The organism is Pseudogulbenkiania subflava DSM 22618 (genome assembly GCF_900177275.1).
Lineage (GTDB): Bacteria > Pseudomonadota > Gammaproteobacteria > Burkholderiales > Chromobacteriaceae > Pseudogulbenkiania > Pseudogulbenkiania subflava.
Genome location: NZ_FXAG01000016.1, coordinates 53682 through 73467, shown reverse-complemented (window position 1 = coordinate 73467; position 19786 = coordinate 53682). Strand labels below are relative to the sequence as shown.

Sequence of the window (19786 nt, the reverse complement as noted above, 5' to 3'; positions counted from 1 at the left end):
CTCGGAATCTCCGGCTCAGTTACGCCGGAAGATGATGTCCCATACCCCGTGGCCGAGGCGGATGCCGCGCTGCTCGAACTTGGTGAGCGGACGGTAGTCCGGGCGCGGGGCGTAGCCGTCGGCGCTGTTGGCGAGCTCGGGGGTGGCCGAAAACACCTCCAGGATCTGGACCGCATAATCTTCCCAGTCGGTGGCGGCGTGCAGGTAGCCGCCCGGCTTCAGCTTCTTCACCAGCTTCGCCACCAGGGGGCCCTGGATCAGCCGGCGCTTGTTGTGGCGTTTTTTGTGCCATGGGTCCGGGAAGAAAATATGAATGCCGTCGAGCGAGGCGTCGGCCAGCATGTGGTCGATGACCTCGACGGCGTCATGGCGGATCAGGCGCAGGTTGGAAATGTCTTGCTCGGAAATCAGCTTGAGCAGGTTGCCCACGCCTGGCGAATGCACTTCGGCCCCCAGGTAGTCCTGTTGCGGATTGTTGGCGGCGATTTCCGCCGTGGCGGTACCCATGCCGAAGCCGATTTCCAGGATTTTCGGTGCCTGGCGGCCGAATGCCTGTTCGAGGTCGAGGGTCTCGGGGCGGTACTCGATACCCCAGCGCGGCATGCCTTCGTCCATGGCGCGCTTCTGGGACGGCGTCAGGTGGCCCTGACGTAGCACGAAGCTCTTGATGTGTCGCTGAAAAGCCGGGTTTTCCATGGCGGTCTTCGTTGGAAAAGTCAAAAAAAGCGCGATGTTACCGAATCTGGCGCGAGGTGGCGAGACATTCCCTCCCCGGCTTGAGTGATGCCGGTCACCGTGATCCTGGCGCTACGCCAACTGACATCATGTTGTCGGGCCAGGCAGGGTGGCGAGAAAGCTCGCCACGGTCGGGTAGCGCAGCCGGACCTTCAATTCCCGTTTAAGTCGGTGGTTGTCGAGTCGCCGCGACTCGGCCAGGAACGACCACAGGGCAGGGGAGACCGCCGCCTGCACTTCGATCCGTGGCAGGCGTGGCGCGCGCGGCATGCCCAGCGCGTCCGCCAGGCGGTCGTACCATTCGCCCACCGTCAACGGTTCGTCGTCGCAGGCGTTGTAAATGCGGATGCCGCCGGTGCGCCGCAACGCTGCCGCGCACAGCCGTGCCAGATCGTCGGCGTGGATGTGGTTGCCGTAGCTGTCTTCGTCTGCCGCGATCAGGGGTGTGCCGTTGATCAGCCGTGTCGTCGGCAAGCGCTCGGCGGCGTAGATGCCCGGAGCACGCAGGATGGTGATGCTGGCGCCGCTGCTTCTGGCAAAGGCACGTAGTCGGCGCTCGGCGTCGACGCGTCGTTTGGCGCGTGCGCTTTGCGGGCGCAGCGGCGCGGTTTCGTCCAGCCATGCGCCTCCGGCATCGCCGTAGACCCCGCTGGTGCTGATATAGACTACCCGCTGTGGTAGACTTTTCCCCTTTGCCAGCGTGCATAACAACTTGCCAAGGCGCGGGTCGTGCTCCCCGCGCTCCGGCGGCGGGGCGGTATAGAGCAGGGCATCGGCCAGCCCGGCTAGACGTGCCAGGCTACGCTTGTCATCGAGATCGGCCAGTACCGGCTGGATGCCCAGCCGCCGCGCTTCGTCTGCTTGTTCCGGCCGGCGCACCAGCGCCAGCAGCCGCCAGTGCGGCGCCAAGAGGGGGACGGCCCTGCGTGCCACGTCGCCGAAGCCTGCAATCAATAGAGTACGCATACACCGCATTTTAGCGAGCTTAAGGTAGAGTAACGAGATGACTGCTCAAGTCAAAGTGCTCCCGAGTGGACACACCTTCCAGGTCGACGACCACGAAACCATTCTCGAGGCGGCCCTGCGCCATGGTATCGGCCTGCCGTACGGCTGTCGTGATGGTGCCTGCGGTGCCTGTAAGGGCAAGGTGCTGGAAGGCGAAGTTTGCCAGGATGGTTATCAGGAGAAGGCCCTGCCGGAGCAGGAGCGGGTGCAGGGCTATGCGCTGTTCTGCTGCGCCAAGCCGCAAGGCGACCTGACCATCGAGGTGCGTGAAGTCACCGGCCTCGGCGACATCCCGGTCAAGACCCTGCCGTGCCGCGTCGAGAAAATCGAGAAACTGCACGACGTGGCGGTGCTGAAGCTCAAGCTGCCGGTGTCCGAACGCCTGCAGTTCCATGCCGGCCAGTACATCGACATCCTGATGAAGGACGGTAAGAAGCGTAGCTTCTCGATCGCCAACGCGCCGCACGACGATGCTTTCCTCGAACTGCACATCCGCCACCAGCCCGGCGGCTCGTTCTCCGAATACGTGTTCACTCAGATGAAGGAGCGCGAGATCATGCGCTTCAAGGGGCCGTTGGGCACCTTCTTCCTGCGTGAGGATTCGGACAAGCCCATCGTGTTCGTGGCCAGCGGTACCGGTTTTGCCCCGATCAAGGGCATCGTCGAGCATGCTCTGCACAGCGGCATTACCCGTCCCATGGTGTTCTACTGGGGCGCGCGCACCAAGGCCGACCTGTACATGGCCGACTTGGCCGAACAGTGGCAGGCGTCCAACGCCAACTTCACCTACATCCCGGTGCTGTCCGAGGCGCTGCCCGAGGATAATTGGACCGGTCGTACCGGCTTCGTGCACAAGGCGGTGCTCGACGACTTCGATGACCTGTCGGGCTACCAAGTGTACGCCTGCGGCGCGCCGGTGATGGTCGAGGCGGCACACCGCAGCTTCACCCGCGAACGCGGTCTGTCCGAGGACGAGTTCTTCTCGGACGCCTTCTTCCTCTCCAAGGACACGAGCACCAGCAAGTAAGACGCCGCCGACAAGCGCGACCAAAGACATGGCCCCGGATCGATTCGTGGCCATTTTTTTCGCCCTCTGTGCCCGCCCGGTACAGAAAAACATGCCTTTGACCTACGTCAATTCCCGACATTCTGTCATGGGTATGATGGTTGGCAGTCAAAGTCATCAAGGCGAGCTCAGCCGCCACAGGAGGGCAAAATGGAACTCTGGAAACAACTGTTATCCGACGACGTCGGGCTCTTGAGCCTGATCACCATCGTGGTCGCCAGCCTCGTCGTGGGCGTTTGCGTGACGCTGTTCATCCGCAATATGAAGAACGAGTCGCGCAAGCACTGAGCGGGCGAGCGCTTTCTCCGTTACTTCCTTGGGTTTATGTGTGTGTGTGCTTGGACGGATACGGTGACCGCCGTATCCTCTTTTTTTGTGAGCTAGCTGAACCAATAAAAACGGGCCGTGAGGCCCGTTTGCGTTTCCAGTCGTGTGTGTTCCGTGCTCAGTGACCGTCGTAGGAGCACACGGTAAACAGTTCCAGCCCGCTGTCTCGAACCAGTTGGCTGCCGCCCAGTTCCGGCAGGTCGATGATGGCCGCCGCCTCCAGTACGTCGGCTCCGAGTTTCTTCAGCAGCTTGGCTCCGGCCAGCATGGTGCCGCCGGTGGCGACCAGGTCGTCGATCAGCACCACCCGATCTCCCGGTTTGCAGGCGTCGGTGTGCATTTCCACCGTGGCATTGCCGTATTCCAGCTCGTACTCCTCCGACACGGTCTTGAACGGCAGCTTGCCCTTCTTGCGGATCGGGACGAAGCCGACGTTGAGCTCGTAGGCCAGCACCGAGCCGATGATGAAGCCACGTGCGTCGAGACCGGCGATCAGGTCGACCTTCTCCTCCATGTAGCGATAGACGAAGATGTCGATCAGCATGCGGAAGGTCTTGGGGTTCTGCAGCAGCGGCGTAATGTCGCGAAACATGACGCCCTGCTGTGGCCAGTCCGGTACGGTGCGGATCCGGTTTTTCAAGTAGCCGGAGAAATCGAGACTGCTCAGATTTTCCATACGCCCATTGCTCCTCAGGCGAAGAAGGCCAGTTTGAAGACCCACAGTGCCGCGATCACCAGCACCGCTGGCTTGAGCTCGGCAATGCGACCGCTCAAGAGCTTGAGGGCGGCGTAGCTGATGAAGCCGAAGGCGATGCCGTCAGCGATGGAGAAGGTGAACGGCATCGCCAGCGCGGTCATGACGGCCGGAGCCGACTCGGTGAGGTCGTCCCACTCGATTTCGGCCAGGCCACGGCACATCAGCACGGCAACGTAGCACAGTGCCGGCGCGGTGGCGTAGGCCGGCACGGTCTTGGCGAGCGGCGACAGCCACAGACACGCCAGGAACAGGATGGCGACCACCAGCGAGGTCAGCCCGGTACGGCCGCCGACGGCGGTGCCCGCCGCACTTTCGATATAGGCCGTGGTGGACGAGGTGCCCATCACCGCCCCTGCGGTGATGGCGATCGAGTCGGCCAGCAGGGCGCGCTTCAGGCGCGGCAGCTTGCCGTCCTGATCCAGGAGGCCGGCGCGGTGCGACACCCCGATCAGCGTGCCGGTGGTATCGAACAGGTCGACGAAGAAGAAGACGAAGATCACCCCGAGCAGACCGGCGTTGAGTGCGCCGTGCAGGTCCATCTGCATAAAGGTCGGCGCCATGCTGGGCACGGCGGCGGCGACGCCGTTGAATTTGGACAGGCCAAACGTGATCGACAGCGCGGTCACCGCCAGGATGCCCAGGATGATCGAGCCCGGCACCTTGCGGTACTCCAGGGCCACGATGACGAAGAAGCCCAGGATGGCGAGCAGGGTGGTGGGACTATGGATGTCGCCCAGGGTCAGGTAGGTGGCCGGATGGGCCTTGATGACGCCGGCGTTCTTCAGCGCGATGATCGCGAGGAACATGCCGACGCCGGCGGAAATGGCGAATTTCAGCGAGCGGGGGATGGCGTTGACGATGGCTTCGCGCACCTTGAACAGGCTCACCGCCAGGAACACCACGCCGGAGATGAAGACCGCACCCAGTGCGGCCTGCCACGGCACGCCCATGCCGCCCACCACGGTGAAGGTGAAGTAGGCGTTGAGTCCCATGCCCGGCGCCAGTGCGATCGGGTAGTTGGCGACCAGCGCCATGATGCCGGTGCCCAACGCGGCGGCGAGGCAGGTGGCAACGAACACGGCGTCCAGGTTCATGCCGGTGCCCGACAGGATCAGCGGATTGACCAGGATGATGTAGGCCATGGTCAGGAAGGTGGTGACGCCGGCGATGACCTCGGTCCGGACCGAGGTGCCGTGTTCCTTGAGTTTGAAAAAGCTATCCAGCAGCGACATGGAAAACCCCTCGAAAATGGCATATTGGTTTGATTAAGCTGCGCATTTTGCAGTAGTGGCAGGGGACTGGCTAGTCCTTCGCCAGTACTAGGCCGCTTGGTGAACGTCTTAACCGCTTGAAGTGCTTGTGGTATCCTGAAAAATTATCTTTTGGCGCAGGATGTACGCTTACATGGTTCAGCCCAGCGGTAACATTTACATCGTTATTGCCCCTTCGGGCGCCGGCAAGACCACGCTGGTGTCGGCCTTGCTGGCGGTCGACCCGGCGGTGCAGCTGTCCGTTTCCTACACCACGCGCGCGCCGCGCGAAGGCGAGGTGGAAGGGACGCATTACCATTTCGTTGGCAAGGAGCAGTTTCTTGCCATGATCGAGGCCGGTGATTTCCTCGAGCATGCCGAGGTGTACGGCAACTACTACGGCACCAGCTCCGCCTGGCTGCGCGAGAAGTTGGCCGAAGGCCGCGACATCCTGCTCGAGATCGACTGGCAGGGTGCCGAGCAGGTGCGCCGTCTGTTCGACGGGGTGATCACCATTTTCATCGCACCGCCCTCGATTAACGAACTGGAACGCCGCCTGCGCGGCCGTGCCACTGACAGCGAGGAGGTCATCCAGCGACGTCTGGCCGAGGCACGTTCCGAGGTGGACCGCGCGGCGCTGTACGACTACATCGTCGTCAACGACGATATCGAACGTGCCAAGCAGGATTTGATAAGCATCATCCGTGCCGAGCGGCTGCACGCCACCAAGCAGATGCTGCGCTACCGCGACGCGCTGAGCCGCATGGGCAGCCAGGGCTGACCCCGTTGGTCCCGTGCCCGAAACACTATATAGTCTTGAAAAACGATTGATTAGCCGAGGACATTATGGCCCGCATTACCGTTGATGATTGCCTGGATCGTATCCAGAACCGTTTCGACCTGACCCTGGCTGCAGCCTACCGCGCCCGTCAGGTGGCATCGGGTTCCGCCCCCTTCGTCGAGGCCGGCCGCGACAAGCCGACCGTGGTGGCGCTGCGTGAAATTTCCGCCGGCCACGTCGGCACCGAAATCCTGCATCGCAACAAGGGCTGAGCCAGCGTCCGATGGAAGGCTCCATGAGCGCAGACCTCTCCACGGTCGTCGACTATGAGGCGATGATCGACGCCGACGCGGCAGCCTTTCTCGAGGCCGCCGCCCGTTATCTGAGACCGGAGGACGTGCAACTGCTGCGGCAGGCCTTCGAGCTCAGCCGCGCGGCGCACGAGGGTCAGACGCGCAAGAGCGGCGAGCCCTACATCACCCACCCGCTTGCGGTCGCTACCATGCTGACCGAGTGGCGGCTGGACGTGCAGGGCCTGGCGGCGGCGCTGCTGCACGACGTGCTGGAAGACACCGGCGTCACCAAGCCGACGCTGGTGGAGAAGTTCGGCCGCACCATCGCCGACCTGGTCGACGGCCTGTCCAAGCTGGAGCGGCTGGAGTACCAGACCAAGGAAACGGCGCAGGCCGAGAACTTCCGCAAGATGGTGCTGGCGATGGCGCGCGACATTCGCGTCATCATCGTCAAGCTGGCCGACCGGCTGCACAATATGCGCACGCTGGACGCGATGCGCGAGGACAAGCGCCAGCGCATCGCGCTGGAAACGCTGGAAATCTACGCGCCGATCGCCAACCGCATCGGTCTCAACAAGGTCTACCGCGAGCTGCAGGACCTGGCATTCAAGCACCTGCATCCGCACCGTTACCACGTGTTGTCCAAGGCAGTGCGTGCCGCGCGTGGCAACCGGCGCGAGGTGGTCAGCAAGATTCTGCACTCGGTGAGCCAGAAGCTGGTCGAGTGTAATATCGAGGCGACGATCAAGGGCCGCGAGAAGAACCTGTTCAGCATCTACAAGAAGATGCAGGAAAAGCACCTGTCGTTTTCGGAGGTGCTGGATATCTATGGCTTCCGCGTGATCGTCAACGACGTGCCCAGCTGCTACCTGGCATTGGGCGCGCTGCACAGCCTCTACAAGCCCATTCCAGGCAAGTTCAAGGACTATATCGCTATCCCCAAGGGGAACGGCTACCAGAGTCTGCACACCACATTGTTCGGGCCGTACGGTACGCCGGTGGAAATGCAGATCCGCACCCGCGAGATGAACAGCGTGGCCGAGGCCGGCGTGGCCTCGCACTGGATGTACAAGAGCGGTGACGCTTCGCTCGACGCCGCGCACCAGCGCACGCACCAGTGGCTGCAGAGCATTCTCGACATCCAGGCCGAGAGCGACGACGCCGTCGAGTTCTTCGAACACATCAAGATCGATCTCTTTCCGGACGAGGTCTACGTCTTCACGCCCAAAGGCAAGATCATCGTGCTGCCGCAGGGCTCGACGCCGGTGGACTTCGCCTACGCCGTGCACACCGATATCGGTCATCGCTGCATCGCGGCGCGCGTCAATCATTCGCTGATGCCGCTGCGCACCGTGCTGCGCAACGGCGATACGGTGGAGGTCATCACCTCCACCCAGTCGAAGCCCAATCCTTCGTGGCTGAGCTTCGTGCAGAGCGGCCGTGCCCGTTCCTGCATCCGCAATTACCTGAAGAGCCTGCAGCACGAAGAGGCCGCGCAGCTGGGCGAGCGCCTGCTCAAGCAGGCTGTCAGCGCGCTGGCCTCCGCGCCGCTGACGCTGGACGACGCGCTGCACGCCGCCTACTTGGCACAGTACGGCGAGAAGGACCAGCCGTTCGACGATGTGCTGGCCGACATTGGCGTCGGCAAGCTGCTGCCGATCGTGGTGGCGCGCCGCCTGGCTGAGCTGGCCGGTGAGCGCACCGGCGAGAATGTGCATATCGGGCCGGTCACCATCCGCGGCAACGAGGGTGGTGCGGTACAGCTGGCTACCTGCTGCCATCCGATTCCGGGTGATGACATCCTGGGGGTGATCACCAAGGGGCAGGGGCTGCTGGTGCACCGCGTGGTGTGCCCCAACACCAAGCGGGTTGACCACGACAAGCTGCTCGACGTGACCTGGGACAGCCCCAAGGAGCGCATGTTCGGCGTCAATATCAGCATCCTGGCGCGCAACGAGCGCGGGGCGCTGGCGGAGATCGCCACCGCCATTTCGCAGGCGTCGGCCAATATCGAGAGCGTCGACACTCAGGATACCCATGTCGGCGACGGTTTCATCCACATTCATTTCCGCCTGCAGGTCGAGAGCCTGGCCCACCTTGGCAAGGTGCTGAACGAGGTGCAGCAGATCGACGTGGTGCAGCAGGCGGAACGGAGATAATCCCGCATGAAGATTCGTGTCAACGGCGAGGAGCGGGCGCTGGACGGTGTTGCCACGCTGGCCGATCTGATCGCCGTACTGGAACTGGCCGGCAAGCGCGTCGCCATCGAGAAGAACGGCGAGATCGTACCGCGCAGCCGCCATGGTGAAGAATGTTTGTCCGATGGGGACGAACTGGAAATTGTCGTCGCCGTTGGCGGCGGTTGAACAAGGTACGAGGGAATGATGTCGCAGGATCAGCTTGTCATCGCCGGTAAGGCCTATGCGTCGCGCCTGTTGGTGGGCACCGGCAAATACCGTGATTTTGCCCAGACTGCCGAGGCGCTGGACGCCTCTGGCACCGAAATCGTCACCGTGGCGATTCGCCGCGTCAACCTCGGCCAGAATGCCGATGAGCCGAATTTGCTCGACTTTCTGCCGAAAAACCGGTATACACTGCTGCCCAATACGGCGGGTTGCTATTCCGCCGACGACGCCGTGCGCACCTTGCGCCTGGCGCGTGAACTGCTGGACGACCATCGACTGGTGAAGCTCGAGGTGCTGGGTGACCCGCACACGCTGTTTCCCAACGTACGCGAAACGCTCAAGGCCGCCGAGGTGCTGGTCAAGGAAGGTTTCGACGTGATGGTCTACACTTCGGATGATCCCATCGTGGCGCGCGAACTGGCCGACATCGGCTGCTGCGCCATCATGCCGCTGGCGAGCCTGATCGGTTCCGGCATGGGTATCCTGAATCCGTGGAACCTGAAACTGATTATTGAAGAGGCCAAGGTGCCGGTGCTGGTCGATGCCGGTGTCGGAACGGCCTCGGATGCCGCCATCGCCATGGAACTGGGGTGCGATGGCATCCTGATGAATACCGCCATTGCCGCGGCGGATGACCCGGTGCTGATGGCCCGGGCCATGAAGCTGGCCGTGGAAGCGGGGCGTGCCGCGTATCGCGCGGGTCGCATGCCCAAGCGTTTTTATAGTGCAACACCAAGTTCTCCGAGTGAGGGGGTGATTTCCGCTCGCAAGTAGTGATGCGTAAAGCGCACAAAACACTTGCTTGAGTCGCGTCAGGCTTTTACAAAGCCCTGAACATTGTTAAAATATTTGTTTTCTTCAAGCATTTAGCTTCCAGAATTTAAGGACACTAAGGTAATGCCGAATATCCGCGTCAAAGAGAACGAGCCGTTCGAAGTCGCCATGCGCCGCTTCAAGCGCGCTGTGGAAAAAACCGGTCTGCTGACCGAACTGCGCGCCCGCGAGTTCTACGAGAAGCCGACTGCCGAGCGCAAGCGCAAGCAAGCCGCTGCCGTGAAGCGTCACTACAAGCGTCTGCGCAGCCAGATGCTGCCGCCGAAGCTGTACTAATCGCTTCGTAGCACGGCAAGAATGCAGGACCGCAGGCAACGCCTGCGGTTTTGCCATTTGTACTTCACGAATTCCCGCCATCTGCCATGCCGATGGTTTCGCCTTTTTCCGCGAGCAAGACATGAGCCTCAAACTGCGCATCAGTGACGACATGAAAACGGCCATGAAGGCCAAGGACGCCGAGCGTCTCGGCACCATCCGCCTGTTGATGGCAGCGATCAAGCAGAAGGAAGTGGACGAGCGTGTCGAACTCGACGACGCCGGCATCATCGCTGTGGTCGACAAGATGCTGAAGCAGCGCCGCGATTCGGTCACCCAGTACGAGGCTGCTGCCCGCCAAGACCTGGCGGACAAGGAAAAGGCGGAAATGGACGTGCTGACCGGCTACCTGCCGCAGCCGCTCACCCAAGCCGAAATCGACGCGCTGATCGACGCTGCCGTGGCACAAAGTGGTGCCGCCTCGATGCAGGACATGGGCAAGGTCATGGGGCTGTTGCGTCCGCAAATGGCCGGCCGTGCCGACATGGCCGTGGTCTCCGCCCGCATCAAAGCCAAGCTGGCCGGCTGAGGTGCCCGCACGCGTGTTGCGTTCACAAGCTGTTCGGTGGTGCCACCTGACTGACGCGGGAATCTGACGTTGATTCCGCAGGATTTCATCGATCAGCTGCTGTCCCGCGTCGATATCGTCGACGTGGTGGATCGCTACGTCCCGCTCAAAAAGGCCGGCCAGAATTATCTCGCCTGCTGCCCCTTCCACAAGGAAAAAAGCCCTTCGTTCACCGTCAGTCCGAGCAAGCAGTTCTATCACTGCTTCGGGTGCGGCGCCCACGGTTCGGCCATCGGCTTTGTCATGGAGTACCAGGGGCTGAGCTTCGTCGATGCCATCCGGCTGTTGGCCGAAGGACTTGGCATGCCGGTGCCGGAAGAGCGTTCGGCCAACCCGCAGGCCAGCCGCGAGGCGCGCGAACGCAAGCTGACGCTGGAAGAATTGCTGCAGCGTGCGGCGGCGTACTACAAGCAGCAGCTCAAGTCGTCGCCCGCCGCCATTGGCTACTTCAAAGGCCGTGGCCTGACCGGCGAAATTGCCGCCCGCTTCGGTCTGGGCTACGCGCCGGGTGAGTGGCAGAACCTGCAGGCGATCTTCGCGAACTACCAGGACGAGAGTCTGGTGGAGAGCGGGCTGGTGATCGCGGGCGACGAGGGCAAGCGCTACGACCGCTTCCGCGACCGCGTAATGTTCCCGATCCGCAACCAGCGTGGCGGCATCATCGGTTTCGGCGGCCGGGTGCTGGGCAAGGGTGAGCCGAAGTACCTCAACTCGCCGGAGACGCCGCTGTTCGAGAAGGGGCGCGAGCTGTACGGCCTGTACGAGGCGCGCCAGGCGATCCGGGAGAAAAACCGCGTTCTGGTGGTCGAAGGCTATATGGATGTGGTGGCGCTGGCGCAGTACGGCGTCGAATACGCGGTGGCCACGCTCGGCACCGCCACCACCGGCGAGCACGTGCGGAAACTGCTGCGCCATGCCGATCAGGTGTATTTCTGCTTCGACGGCGACAAGGCAGGGCAGAAGGCCGCGTGGCGTGCGCTGGAAAACAGCCTGCCGCAGCTGGTCGACGGCAAGGCGCTGAATTTTCTGTTTCTGCCGCAGGAGCACGATCCGGACAGCTATATCCGCGAGTTTGGGCGCGAGGCGTTCGAAGCGTGCCTGGAACAGCAAAGTCTGCCGCTATCGGTCTATCTCACGCGCGAGCTGACCGGGCGCGCCGACATGAATACCCCGGAGGGCAAGGCCGACCTGATCCGTCAGGCCATGCCGCTCCTGAACCAGATTGCCGCACCGGCGCTGGCTCTCATCATCAAGAAAAGGCTGGCCGAACTGGCTGGCGTGGACGTCGACGAATTCGACATGCTGATGGGGCTGAAAAAGCCGGAGCGCAAGGGCAGACGCGAATACCGTCTGCCGGACGAGTCGAACCGCTACATCAACACGCCGATCGTGCGCAAGCAGATCAAGTGGCTGCTGATGAACCCGCGCTGGGCGGAGGATGTGACGCTCTCCGACAGCGTGGCGCTGTCCGACGAATTGGCCTGTTTTGCCATGTTGGCCGAACGAGTGCACGAGATGCCGCAGGAGCCCAACACGGCCCGGCTGGTGGAAAGCATTCGCGGCACCCCTTTCGAAGGGCTGGTGGACAGCGTATTGCAGCAGGCCATGCAAGACCCCGACGAGTTTGCTGACACCGGCGAGGAAGCACGCCAGCAGTTTCAGGACGGCAACGTCAAACTGCTTAAATTGTTGCGTGAAGCCGAACTGGAAAGGCTAAAACAAAAGTCAAGGAATGAAGGTCTAACACCTGAAGAAACCCAGCTGCTGCGCGCCTTGCTGACTCGGCAAGGCTAGAGGTGCTGGGGCTCGTCATGGGGTTATGGTAAACTTAACTGTTTTTTTTCGGCTTTTTTCAAGCAGGAAGCGAAATGGCGGCCTCTCCCGAAAATCAGAAAGATATGCAAGACAACGAGCAGGAATCGATGAGTCTTGAGGATCAGCGCAAACGCCTGCGTTTGCTGATCGCGCTGGGCAAGGAGCGTGGCTACCTTACCTACGCCGAGATCAACGACCATCTTCCGGAAGACGTGTCCGATACCGAACAGATCGAGAACATCGTCACGATGATCACCGGTCTGGGCATCCAGGTCTACGACGAGGCGCCGGACGCCGATACGCTGCTGATGTCCGACGCCACGCCGGCGGTTGCCGACGAGGACGCGGTGGAAGAAGCGGAGGCGGCGCTGTCCTCGGTCGATTCCGAGTTTGGCCGCACCACCGACCCGGTGCGCATGTATATGCGTGAAATGGGTTCGGTCGAGCTCCTGACCCGCGAAGGCGAGATCGAAATCGCCAAGCGCATCGAAGACGGCCTCAAGCACATGATCGAGGCGATCTCGGCCTGCCCGGGCACCATCTCCGAAGTGCTGACCCTGCTCGAGCGTGTCGAAGCCGGCGACATCCGTGTCGACGAAGTGGTGGACGGCTTCATCGATCCGAACGCCGAGGTCGAGGAAGAAGTGCCGTTCGCCGAGCCGGTCGAGACCGACGAGGAGCTGGACGAGGAGGAGGAAGAGGAGGAAGCCGAGGAAGAAGACGCCGAAGCCATCTCCAACGCCAACCTGGAAGAGCTCAAGCTGCAGTCGCTGGAGCACTTCGCGCTGGTGCGCGCCTTGTTCGACGAACTGGTGGTGGTGCTGCGCAAACAAGGCAACCAGAACGAAGAGTATCGTCAGCTGCAAGGCGCGATTACCGAATCGTTCATGAAGGTCCGCTTTGCCACGCGCCAGATCGAGAGCCTGTGCGAATCGCTGCGCAGCCGTGTCAATGAGATCCGCTCCTACGAGCGCGATATCCAGGACATCTGCGTGACCCGCGTGCGCATGGACCGCGCTCACTTCATCAAGTACTTCCCCGGCAACGAGATCAACACCGACTGGGTGGAAGACGAGATCAGCTCGGGCAAGCCGTGGTCCGAGGCGCTGACCCGCTTCAAGTACGCCATCATCGAGAAGCAGACCAAGCTGGCCGAGCTGCAAGACCGCGCCATGCTGTCGATCAAGGACCTGAAGGAAATCAACCGCCAGATGTCGGCGGGTGAATCCAAGGCGCGTCGCGCCAAGAAGGAAATGATCGAGGCCAACCTGCGTCTGGTGATCTCGATCGCCAAGAAGTACACCAACCGCGGTCTGCAGTTCCTCGATCTGATCCAGGAAGGCAACATCGGTCTGATGAAGGCGGTGGACAAGTTCGAATACCGCCGCGGCTACAAGTTCTCGACCTACGCCACCTGGTGGATTCGTCAGGCGATTACCCGCTCCATCGCGGACCAGGCGCGCACCATCCGTATTCCGGTGCACATGATCGAGACCATCAACAAGATGAATCGCATCAGCCGTCAGATCCTGCAGGAAACCGGCCATGAGCCGGATCCGGCGGAACTGGCCGAGCGCATGGAAATGCCGGAAGACAAGATCCGCAAGATCATGAAGATTTCCAAGGAGCCGATCTCCATGGAAACGCCGATCGGCGACGACGACGACTCCCACCTGGGTGACTTCATCGAGGATCAGAACAACCTGGCTCCGTCCGACGCGGCGATGTATTCCAGCCTCAAGGACGCCACCAAGGAGGTTCTGGAAACGCTGACCCCGCGCGAGGCCAAGGTGCTGCGCATGCGCTTCGGCATCGACATGAACACCGACCACACGCTGGAAGAGGTGGGCAAGCAGTTCGACGTCACGCGCGAACGTATCCGTCAGATCGAAGCCAAGGCGCTGCGCAAGCTGCGCCATCCGACCCGCTCGGAGCGCCTGCGCAGTTTCCTCGACAACGAGCCGGGCAACCAGTAACCGATATTCTGCTATAATTCGCCCCCACAGGGCCTTTAGCTCAGTCGGTTAGAGCAGAGGACTCATAATCCTTTGGTCGCGGGTTCGAGCCCCGCAGGGCCCACCAAGGCATATCGGAAAGGACCTATCGCGAAAGCGATAGGTCCTTTTTCATTCCCGTTCTGGCGTGGTGTGGTGGGGCCGGAACGTGACTTGCGATGCTGCTGCGGCCTCCAGGACACGTCCAGGGGTGAGGAGCACCGGGTCATGGCGCGACGGGCGGCGAGCTCAGAACAAGCCTGCGGCCAGGTTGATGGTCAGGGCCAGCAGGGTGGTGTTGAAGGCAAAGCTGAGGCAGGCGTGAATGATGACGCTCTTGCGCACGCGCGATGCGGTAATGGCGACGTCGGAGGTCTGCGAGGTGGCGCCGATGGTGAATGAGAAATAGAAGAAATCGCCGAAGGTGGGCTGCCGTGTGCCGGGGAAGTCGATACCGCTGCCGGCTGTGCGGTCGCCGCTGTGGGCGTAGTAGAGATGGGCGTAATGCAGCGCGTAGAGCGTATGCAGGCTGACCCAGGCGGTGGCGATGGTGATCATGGCCGCCAGGGCATGTGGCAGGCGCCCGCCCCCGGGCAGCCCCTTTACGCCGGCGAGCAGGAAGAAGATCGCCCCGACACTGGCGGTGAGGGCGGCGATGGCCATCCCCAGCGAGATCATCCAGCTGGGGTCGAGCTCGGCCGCGTGGTGGCGTACGTCCTGCGGCCCGGCGTGCCCGATCAGCCAGCCCACGGCGAGCAGCCAGATCAGCGAGGCGGCATTCCAGCCGACCAGCACCTGAGCCACCGGGTTGCCCCAAAACGGGTTGGCCAGCGCCGCCAGCACGCCGCCAGCCGCCGCAACCAACAGGCTGCGTCGCGCGAACAGCGGCCAGTGCCGCCGATGTTCCATTCTTGCATTCATCGCGCTTTGTTCATCTCCTGAGGTATCACGACCTCGCCCCCCGTCCGATCCGTCTTGGGCCTGTTGAGAGCGGCCGCATAAGCAAGCGTGGGCGAGGGAGGGAGCCTATTTTTGTCTCTGGTCCAGTTGGACCAGGGGCCGTATCTTGACGTTAGTCTACTCGGGTCAGTGCCCGGAGTGGGATGAGCTGCTCCGTGATATGTGGCGTCGCTCGCCACTCAGCCATTCTGGCAGGGCGCCTTGGTGCCGGGTCCGCACCCGGCGGGGAGGGTGATTCATCGTGCTCTGTTGCACTCGTCGCGAGTGTAAAAAATATGAATAAGAATTACTAGCATCATTATTTGAGAATGGGTATTATTTGTGTTTTGTCAAGCAGGCGCGGCTGGACCGCGCCTGGCTGGACCAACCCTTTCTCTGCCGGAGCCATACCGTGCTGTCACTTGCCGTCGCCCCTCGTCAGGAACGTCCAAAAACTGCCTGGTTACAGCGTCTGCTGAAAGGAACAGGGTGGGGGCGGCAGGATTGGCAGGGTGGCATCCGCCTGCCCGGCCACAAGGATCTTTCCAACAAGACCCCGATCCAGAGCCTGAGCCTAGCCGGTGTGCGCCTGGACATTCCTCTCGTCAACGGGCGCAGTCGGGCCGAGGCCTGCGTGACCGTGGGGCAGGCGGTAAAGAAGGGTGAAGTGATCTGGCGTGGCCCGGCCGGCACGGTGTGGGTGCATGCTTCCACTTCCGGTGTGGTGTGCGGGTTGGGCGAGGTGAGGCTGGCCGAGTCCGACGAGCCGGTGGCCTGCGTCAGCATCGAGGCGGATGGGCTGGATCAATGGCTGGCCGCGCGTGCGCCGGCGCCGTCGTTCGATCCGGCGCAGCTGGCTGACTTCGCCCTGCAGATGGGGCTGGTGGGGCTGGGTGGGGCGGGTTTTCCGACCGGTCTCAAACTGGCGCCGCGCGATGCCGAGCTGGATACCCTGCTGATCAACGGCGCCGAGTGCGAACCCTTCATCACCTGTGACGACCGTCTGATGCGCGAACGCGCAGCCGACATCATCGCCACCGCCGATTACTTGGGACGCGTCTACTCTCTGAAGCGGGTGGCGATCGGCGTGGAGCCGAACAAGCCGGAAGCGCTGGCTAGCCTGCGCGCGGTGGCGCGGGCGGCGGGCAGTGCAGTCGAAGTGGTGGCGCTGCCTTGCCGTTATCCTGCCGGCGGCCAGCCGCTGCTGGTCAAGAGCCTGAGCGGGCGCGTGCTCGGGCCGGGCATGTTACCGGCCGAGCTGGGCCTGCTGGTGATGAACGTGGCGACCGTGTATGCGCTGGGGCGCGCGGTGTTTCATGGCGAGCCGCTGGTGTCGCGCGTGGTGACGCTGACCGGCCACGTGGAGCAGGCCGGCAACGTCGAGGCCCCGGTCGGGCTGGCGGTGTCCCACCTGCTCGAACGGGCACGGCCGCGTGCCGGGGAGCGCGGGGTTCAGGTCGGCGGGCCGATGATGGGCCGCCTGCTGTCGCATCCGGAGGCGGTGATCGGTAAGACCAGTTCCTGCCTCATTGTCCGTTCCGATGAATTGTTCCCGCCGCGGGCCCAGTCGGGTGACTGCATTCGCTGCAACCGTTGCGTCGATGTGTGCCCGATGGCCTTGCAGCCGCTCAAACTGTACGAGGCGACCAATAGGGCCGATCGCCAGACGCTGCAGCAGGAACAGCTGGGCGCTTGCATCGAGTGCGGTACCTGCAGCCAGGTCTGCCCGAGCAATCTGCCACTGCGCGACAGCTTCCGCCACGCCAAGCGCACCATCTGGCTGGGAGCGGTGCAATGACGCCTCGTCTGGCGTCGGTACGCGGCATCATGCTGGCGGTGGTGGTGGCGCTGTTGCCGGGCTTGCTGCTGCATGCCTGGCATCTGGGTGTGGTGGTGCTGTTGCAGACGGGCTGGTGCGTGCTGTTCGCCCTGCTGGTGGAGGCGCTGTGCCTGCGGGGGCGCGGCCAGTCGGTGCGCGCCGGGCTGGGCGACATGAGCTGGCTGGTCAGCGGTGTGCTGATGGGGCGCTCGCTGCCGCTGCTGGTGCCGCTGTGGATGATGCTGCTGGCCACGTTGGTGGCGCTGGGCCTGGTCAAGCAGGCCAGCGGCGGTTTGGGGCGCAATCGGCTAAATCCGGTGATGGCCGGCCTGGGCGTCATCGCGGTGTGCTTCTATCAGTTGCTCTATCCCGCCCCTGTCTTGTCTGTGCCGTGGACGCGCTCGCTCGACATTGCCCAGGTGCTGAGCCAGCAGTTTCAGCTGTCGCCGCGTCTGTTGCTGGATGGCTTGAGCGGGGCCACGCCGCTGGCCCGCGGGGAGATGACGGCAGCGCCTTATCTGTCGTGGATTGGCTATCTGGCCGGCGGGGTGGGGCTGGCAATGCTGCGCGTCATCCGGCTGGAGATTCCGCTGGCGATGATGGTGAGTTCGGTGGTGTTGTGCATGCTGTCGGGACACACCCTGCCCGAGAGTCTGCATAGCCTGACCCTGGGCGGCTACCTGTTCGCCGCCTTTTTCATCGCCACCGACCCGGTGACCAGCCCCGACACCCGCTGCGGGCGGGTGCTGTTCGGGCTGGCCATCGGCCTGGTGACCGAGCTGGTGCGTGAGTACGGCCTGTACGCCGACGGTATTTGCTTTGCCGTGCTAACCGGCAACCTGCTGGTGCCGCAACTGGACGCGTTCTCGCGCCGCCTGTTCCGGCCCTGGCATGCGTGGCAGAAGACTTGAGCGAGGCGCAGTCTGTCGCTTCTGCGGCTCATGACAGAGCAATGTCCTGCAGCCGTACTATCATTACAGACACAGGCGGGCGAACCACTCGCCCTGCAGCGCATCAAACTGCTGTCACGCGGCGGTACTTTACTCTACTGAACATTCTGCAAGACTCGATGGAGGGCCTCACATGAAGAAGATCATCGTTACCCTTACGGCTGTCGCATTCGGTGTCAGCGCTCTTTCCGGCTGCGCCAACATGAACGAAACCCAACGTGATACCGGCACTGGTGCCGCCATCGGCGCGGCCGCCGGGGCGGTGATTGGCGGTTTGACGGCGGGGGGACATACCGGCCGCAGCGCGGCGACCGGGGCCGCCGTCGGCGCGGCGCTGGGGGCGGGCGGGGGCTATCTGTGGTCGAAGCACATGCAGGAGCAGAAGGCGGCAATGGAGCAGGCGACCAAGGGGACGGGCGTGAGCGTGAGCCAGACCGCCGACAACCAGCTCAAGCTCGACATCCCGAGCGACGTGTCGTTTGATTCCGGCCGTTACGACATCAAATCCAATATGCGCCCGATCCTGGACCGCTTCGCCACTACCTTGAATCAGAACCCGGTGACCACGGTGAAGATCATCGGCCACACCGACAATACCGGTTCGGATGCCATCAATGGTCCGCTGTCGGTGAACCGCGCCGGCGCGACGCGGAGCTACCTGGCGGCACGCGGCGTGGCGGTGAACCGCATCAGCATCGATGGCCGCGGCTCGAGCGAGCCGATCGCGAGCAACAGCACCGCGACTGGCCGCGCCAAGAACCGCCGCGTCGAAATCTTCGTTGGCGAGGCTGCCCGCTAAGCGAGGCCTGCCCGACCCAGCCGACGGGCATCGTTGTTGGCTGGGCCGGGGCGTGATCTGTTCGTTGCGGGAAAGGCGGGGGGGCACCATCAGGCGCCCAGGCAGCTCAGCAGGAAGGCGATCCCGACCAGCAGCGCCATGAAGCTGGCCAGCAGCACGGCGCCGGCGGCGATATCTTTGGCCACACCGATTTCTGGGTGCCGCTCGGGGTGCAGGTGGTCGATCAACGTTTCCAGCGCGGTATTGGCCAGCTCGGCCACCAGTACCAAGCCTACCGCCAAGGCCAGGATGGCCCACCACAGCGCGGCCGGACGCACCAGCAGCAGCACGATCAGGATGACGACGGCAGCCAGCAGCTGGGTGCGCAGGCTTTTTTCCCGTCCGATGGCCAGTACCAGCCCGCGCAGCGCGTAACCCAGCCGCTTATCGAATGACTGTCCTTTCACTCCCTCTCCTTGTGCGTTCTGTCTGATGCTCTGCCGCCGGTGTCAGCGCCGAATCCAGCCCGTGGCAATGGGCCAGGCGAAGAGCTTGCGGTAGAGCCGCAGGGCGAGTCGGGTGGTCTGATCGCCGGCCCGGGTCCAGAGCGGTGTCACCACGGCTTGGCTGATGCCGCTCACCGCGACGGCGCCGACCATGTCGAGTGGAAAGTGCACGCCAAGGTAAATGCGTGCCCAGGCCACGGTCAGGCTGGCCAGCAGTACCAGCCCACCCAGCGGTTTTTCCCGCCCCAGAACCAAGGCGATGCCGATGCTGGCGAATACGGTCATGTGATCGCTGGGAAACGACGAATCGGCGGCGTGCGGGATGAAAGTGTGCCCCAGCCCCATGGCGAATGGACGTGGATGCGGCCAGATCAGCCCGATCAACTGGTTGAGGCCGAGGGCCAGCAAGGCGACCAGGCAGGCTTTGAGGGCGACGTTGCGGCGCGCATCGTTGCCCCAGAACCACAGGCCCAGCAGGAGCAGCGGGATCAGCAGGATCAGGTCGTCGGCGAGGACGGTGGCGGCGGCGATACGCCACCACGGGCTATCGGGAGCCCCATTGAGGGCGAGGAACAGGGCCTGGTTCAGTGCTTCGAGCTGGGTCATGCAAGAATTTCCCGGGAAACAATGCTGGTGGGGGGCTGCGATT

21 protein-coding genes and 1 tRNA gene are annotated in these 19786 nt (G+C 63.0%); 15 read left to right on the top strand and 7 right to left on the bottom strand.

Annotated elements, in window-relative coordinates:
• Positions 1-15: 15 nt before the first annotated feature.
• Both trmB and B9N72_RS14295 read right to left on the bottom strand, forming a co-directional pair.
• Positions 16-696 (bottom strand): tRNA (guanosine(46)-N7)-methyltransferase TrmB, encoded by a 681-nt coding sequence (gene trmB / locus B9N72_RS14300; protein WP_085276982.1) that lies wholly within the window; start codon positions 694-696, stop codon positions 16-18.
• Positions 697-822: 126 nt separating this feature from the next.
• Complete coding sequence (locus tag B9N72_RS14295) at positions 823-1701, bottom strand: SDR family oxidoreductase (RefSeq protein ID WP_085276981.1); 879 nt, start codon at positions 1699-1701, stop codon at positions 823-825.
• Positions 1702-1738: 37 nt separating this feature from the next.
• On the opposite strand from B9N72_RS14295, the gene B9N72_RS14290 reads away from it, so the two are divergent.
• Both B9N72_RS14290 and B9N72_RS14285 read left to right on the top strand, forming a co-directional pair.
• On the top strand, positions 1739-2767 hold the full coding sequence (locus B9N72_RS14290) for a CDP-6-deoxy-delta-3,4-glucoseen reductase (RefSeq protein WP_085276980.1): 1029 nt from the start codon (positions 1739-1741) through the stop codon (positions 2765-2767).
• 189 nt (positions 2768-2956) lie between these two features.
• Positions 2957-3094: a DUF3149 domain-containing protein gene (locus tag B9N72_RS14285; RefSeq protein ID WP_085276979.1), complete on the top strand. Its 138-nt coding sequence runs from the start codon at positions 2957-2959 to the stop codon at positions 3092-3094.
• Positions 3095-3251: 157 nt separating this feature from the next.
• Here B9N72_RS14285 and B9N72_RS14280 read toward each other — a convergent pair whose 3' ends face one another.
• Together B9N72_RS14280 and B9N72_RS14275 are read right to left on the bottom strand one after the other, a co-directional pair.
• Positions 3252-3809 (bottom strand): adenine phosphoribosyltransferase, encoded by a 558-nt coding sequence (locus tag B9N72_RS14280; RefSeq protein WP_085276978.1) that lies wholly within the window; start codon positions 3807-3809, stop codon positions 3252-3254.
• Positions 3810-3823: 14 nt separating this feature from the next.
• The gene (locus B9N72_RS14275) at positions 3824-5122 is read right to left on the bottom strand and encodes an NCS2 family permease (RefSeq protein ID WP_085276977.1); all 1299 of its coding nucleotides are present in this window, start codon (positions 5120-5122) and stop codon (positions 3824-3826) included.
• Between the two features lie 172 nt (positions 5123-5294).
• Between B9N72_RS14275 and gmk the strand changes: the two genes are divergently transcribed.
• The 10 genes from gmk (at position 5295) to B9N72_RS14225 (ending at position 14233) form a co-directional block, all read left to right on the top strand.
• Positions 5295-5921, top strand: coding sequence for a guanylate kinase (gmk, locus tag B9N72_RS14270; RefSeq protein WP_085277011.1), 627 nt, complete (start codon positions 5295-5297; stop codon positions 5919-5921).
• 65 nt (positions 5922-5986) lie between these two features.
• Positions 5987-6193, top strand: coding sequence for a DNA-directed RNA polymerase subunit omega (rpoZ, locus tag B9N72_RS14265; protein ID WP_008952512.1), 207 nt, complete (start codon positions 5987-5989; stop codon positions 6191-6193).
• A 23-nt stretch (positions 6194-6216) separates the two neighbouring features.
• Entirely contained in the window at positions 6217-8373 is a 2157-nt protein-coding gene (locus tag B9N72_RS14260; protein WP_085276976.1) for a RelA/SpoT family protein, read from the top strand.
• Between the two features lie 6 nt (positions 8374-8379).
• Positions 8380-8580: a sulfur carrier protein ThiS gene (gene thiS / locus B9N72_RS14255; protein ID WP_085276975.1), complete on the top strand. Its 201-nt coding sequence runs from the start codon at positions 8380-8382 to the stop codon at positions 8578-8580.
• Between the two features lie 15 nt (positions 8581-8595).
• Positions 8596-9393, top strand: a complete 798-nt coding sequence (locus tag B9N72_RS14250; protein WP_327078299.1) for a thiazole synthase — start codon at positions 8596-8598, stop codon at positions 9391-9393.
• A gap of 123 nt (positions 9394-9516) precedes the next feature.
• Positions 9517-9729 (top strand): 30S ribosomal protein S21, encoded by a 213-nt coding sequence (rpsU, locus tag B9N72_RS14245; RefSeq protein WP_008952516.1) that lies wholly within the window; start codon positions 9517-9519, stop codon positions 9727-9729.
• A 121-nt stretch (positions 9730-9850) separates the two neighbouring features.
• Positions 9851-10297, top strand: a complete 447-nt coding sequence (locus B9N72_RS14240; protein ID WP_085276973.1) for a GatB/YqeY domain-containing protein — start codon at positions 9851-9853, stop codon at positions 10295-10297.
• A 69-nt stretch (positions 10298-10366) separates the two neighbouring features.
• A complete protein-coding gene (dnaG, locus tag B9N72_RS14235) occupies positions 10367-12130 on the top strand; it encodes a DNA primase (RefSeq protein ID WP_085276972.1) in 1764 nt (587 codons plus the stop codon).
• Between the two features lie 74 nt (positions 12131-12204).
• The gene (rpoD, locus tag B9N72_RS14230) at positions 12205-14127 is read left to right on the top strand and encodes an RNA polymerase sigma factor RpoD (protein ID WP_085276971.1); all 1923 of its coding nucleotides are present in this window, start codon (positions 12205-12207) and stop codon (positions 14125-14127) included.
• Positions 14128-14156: 29 nt separating this feature from the next.
• A tRNA-Ile gene (locus B9N72_RS14225) sits at positions 14157-14233 on the top strand.
• 161 nt (positions 14234-14394) lie between these two features.
• Here the strand turns inward: B9N72_RS14225 and B9N72_RS14220 are convergent.
• Positions 14395-15054 (bottom strand): DUF1345 domain-containing protein, encoded by a 660-nt coding sequence (locus tag B9N72_RS14220; RefSeq protein ID WP_234985993.1) that lies wholly within the window; start codon positions 15052-15054, stop codon positions 14395-14397.
• Between the two features lie 442 nt (positions 15055-15496).
• Here B9N72_RS14220 and rsxC point away from each other — a divergent pair, with 442 nt between their 5' ends.
• From rsxC to B9N72_RS21635, 3 genes are all read left to right on the top strand, one after another.
• Positions 15497-16882, top strand: a complete 1386-nt coding sequence (gene rsxC, locus B9N72_RS14215; protein ID WP_200810994.1) for an electron transport complex subunit RsxC — start codon at positions 15497-15499, stop codon at positions 16880-16882.
• Entirely contained in the window at positions 16879-17814 is a 936-nt protein-coding gene (locus tag B9N72_RS14210; protein WP_085276969.1) for an RnfABCDGE type electron transport complex subunit D, read from the top strand. Before rsxC ends, B9N72_RS14210 begins: the two co-directional genes overlap by 4 nt.
• A 172-nt stretch (positions 17815-17986) precedes the next feature.
• Positions 17987-18652 carry a YiaD family glycine zipper/OmpA-like lipoprotein gene (locus tag B9N72_RS21635; protein WP_085276968.1) on the top strand — a complete coding sequence of 222 codons (666 nt, stop codon included), beginning with the start codon at positions 17987-17989 and terminating at the stop codon, positions 18650-18652.
• Between the two features lie 89 nt (positions 18653-18741).
• Here B9N72_RS21635 and B9N72_RS14200 read toward each other — a convergent pair whose 3' ends face one another.
• Both B9N72_RS14200 and B9N72_RS14195 read right to left on the bottom strand, forming a co-directional pair.
• Positions 18742-19098, bottom strand: coding sequence for a diacylglycerol kinase (locus tag B9N72_RS14200; RefSeq protein WP_085276967.1), 357 nt, complete (start codon positions 19096-19098; stop codon positions 18742-18744).
• 42 nt (positions 19099-19140) lie between these two features.
• Positions 19141-19743 (bottom strand): phosphatase PAP2 family protein, encoded by a 603-nt coding sequence (locus B9N72_RS14195; protein WP_085276966.1) that lies wholly within the window; start codon positions 19741-19743, stop codon positions 19141-19143.
• Between the last annotated feature and the right edge of the window lie 43 nt (positions 19744-19786).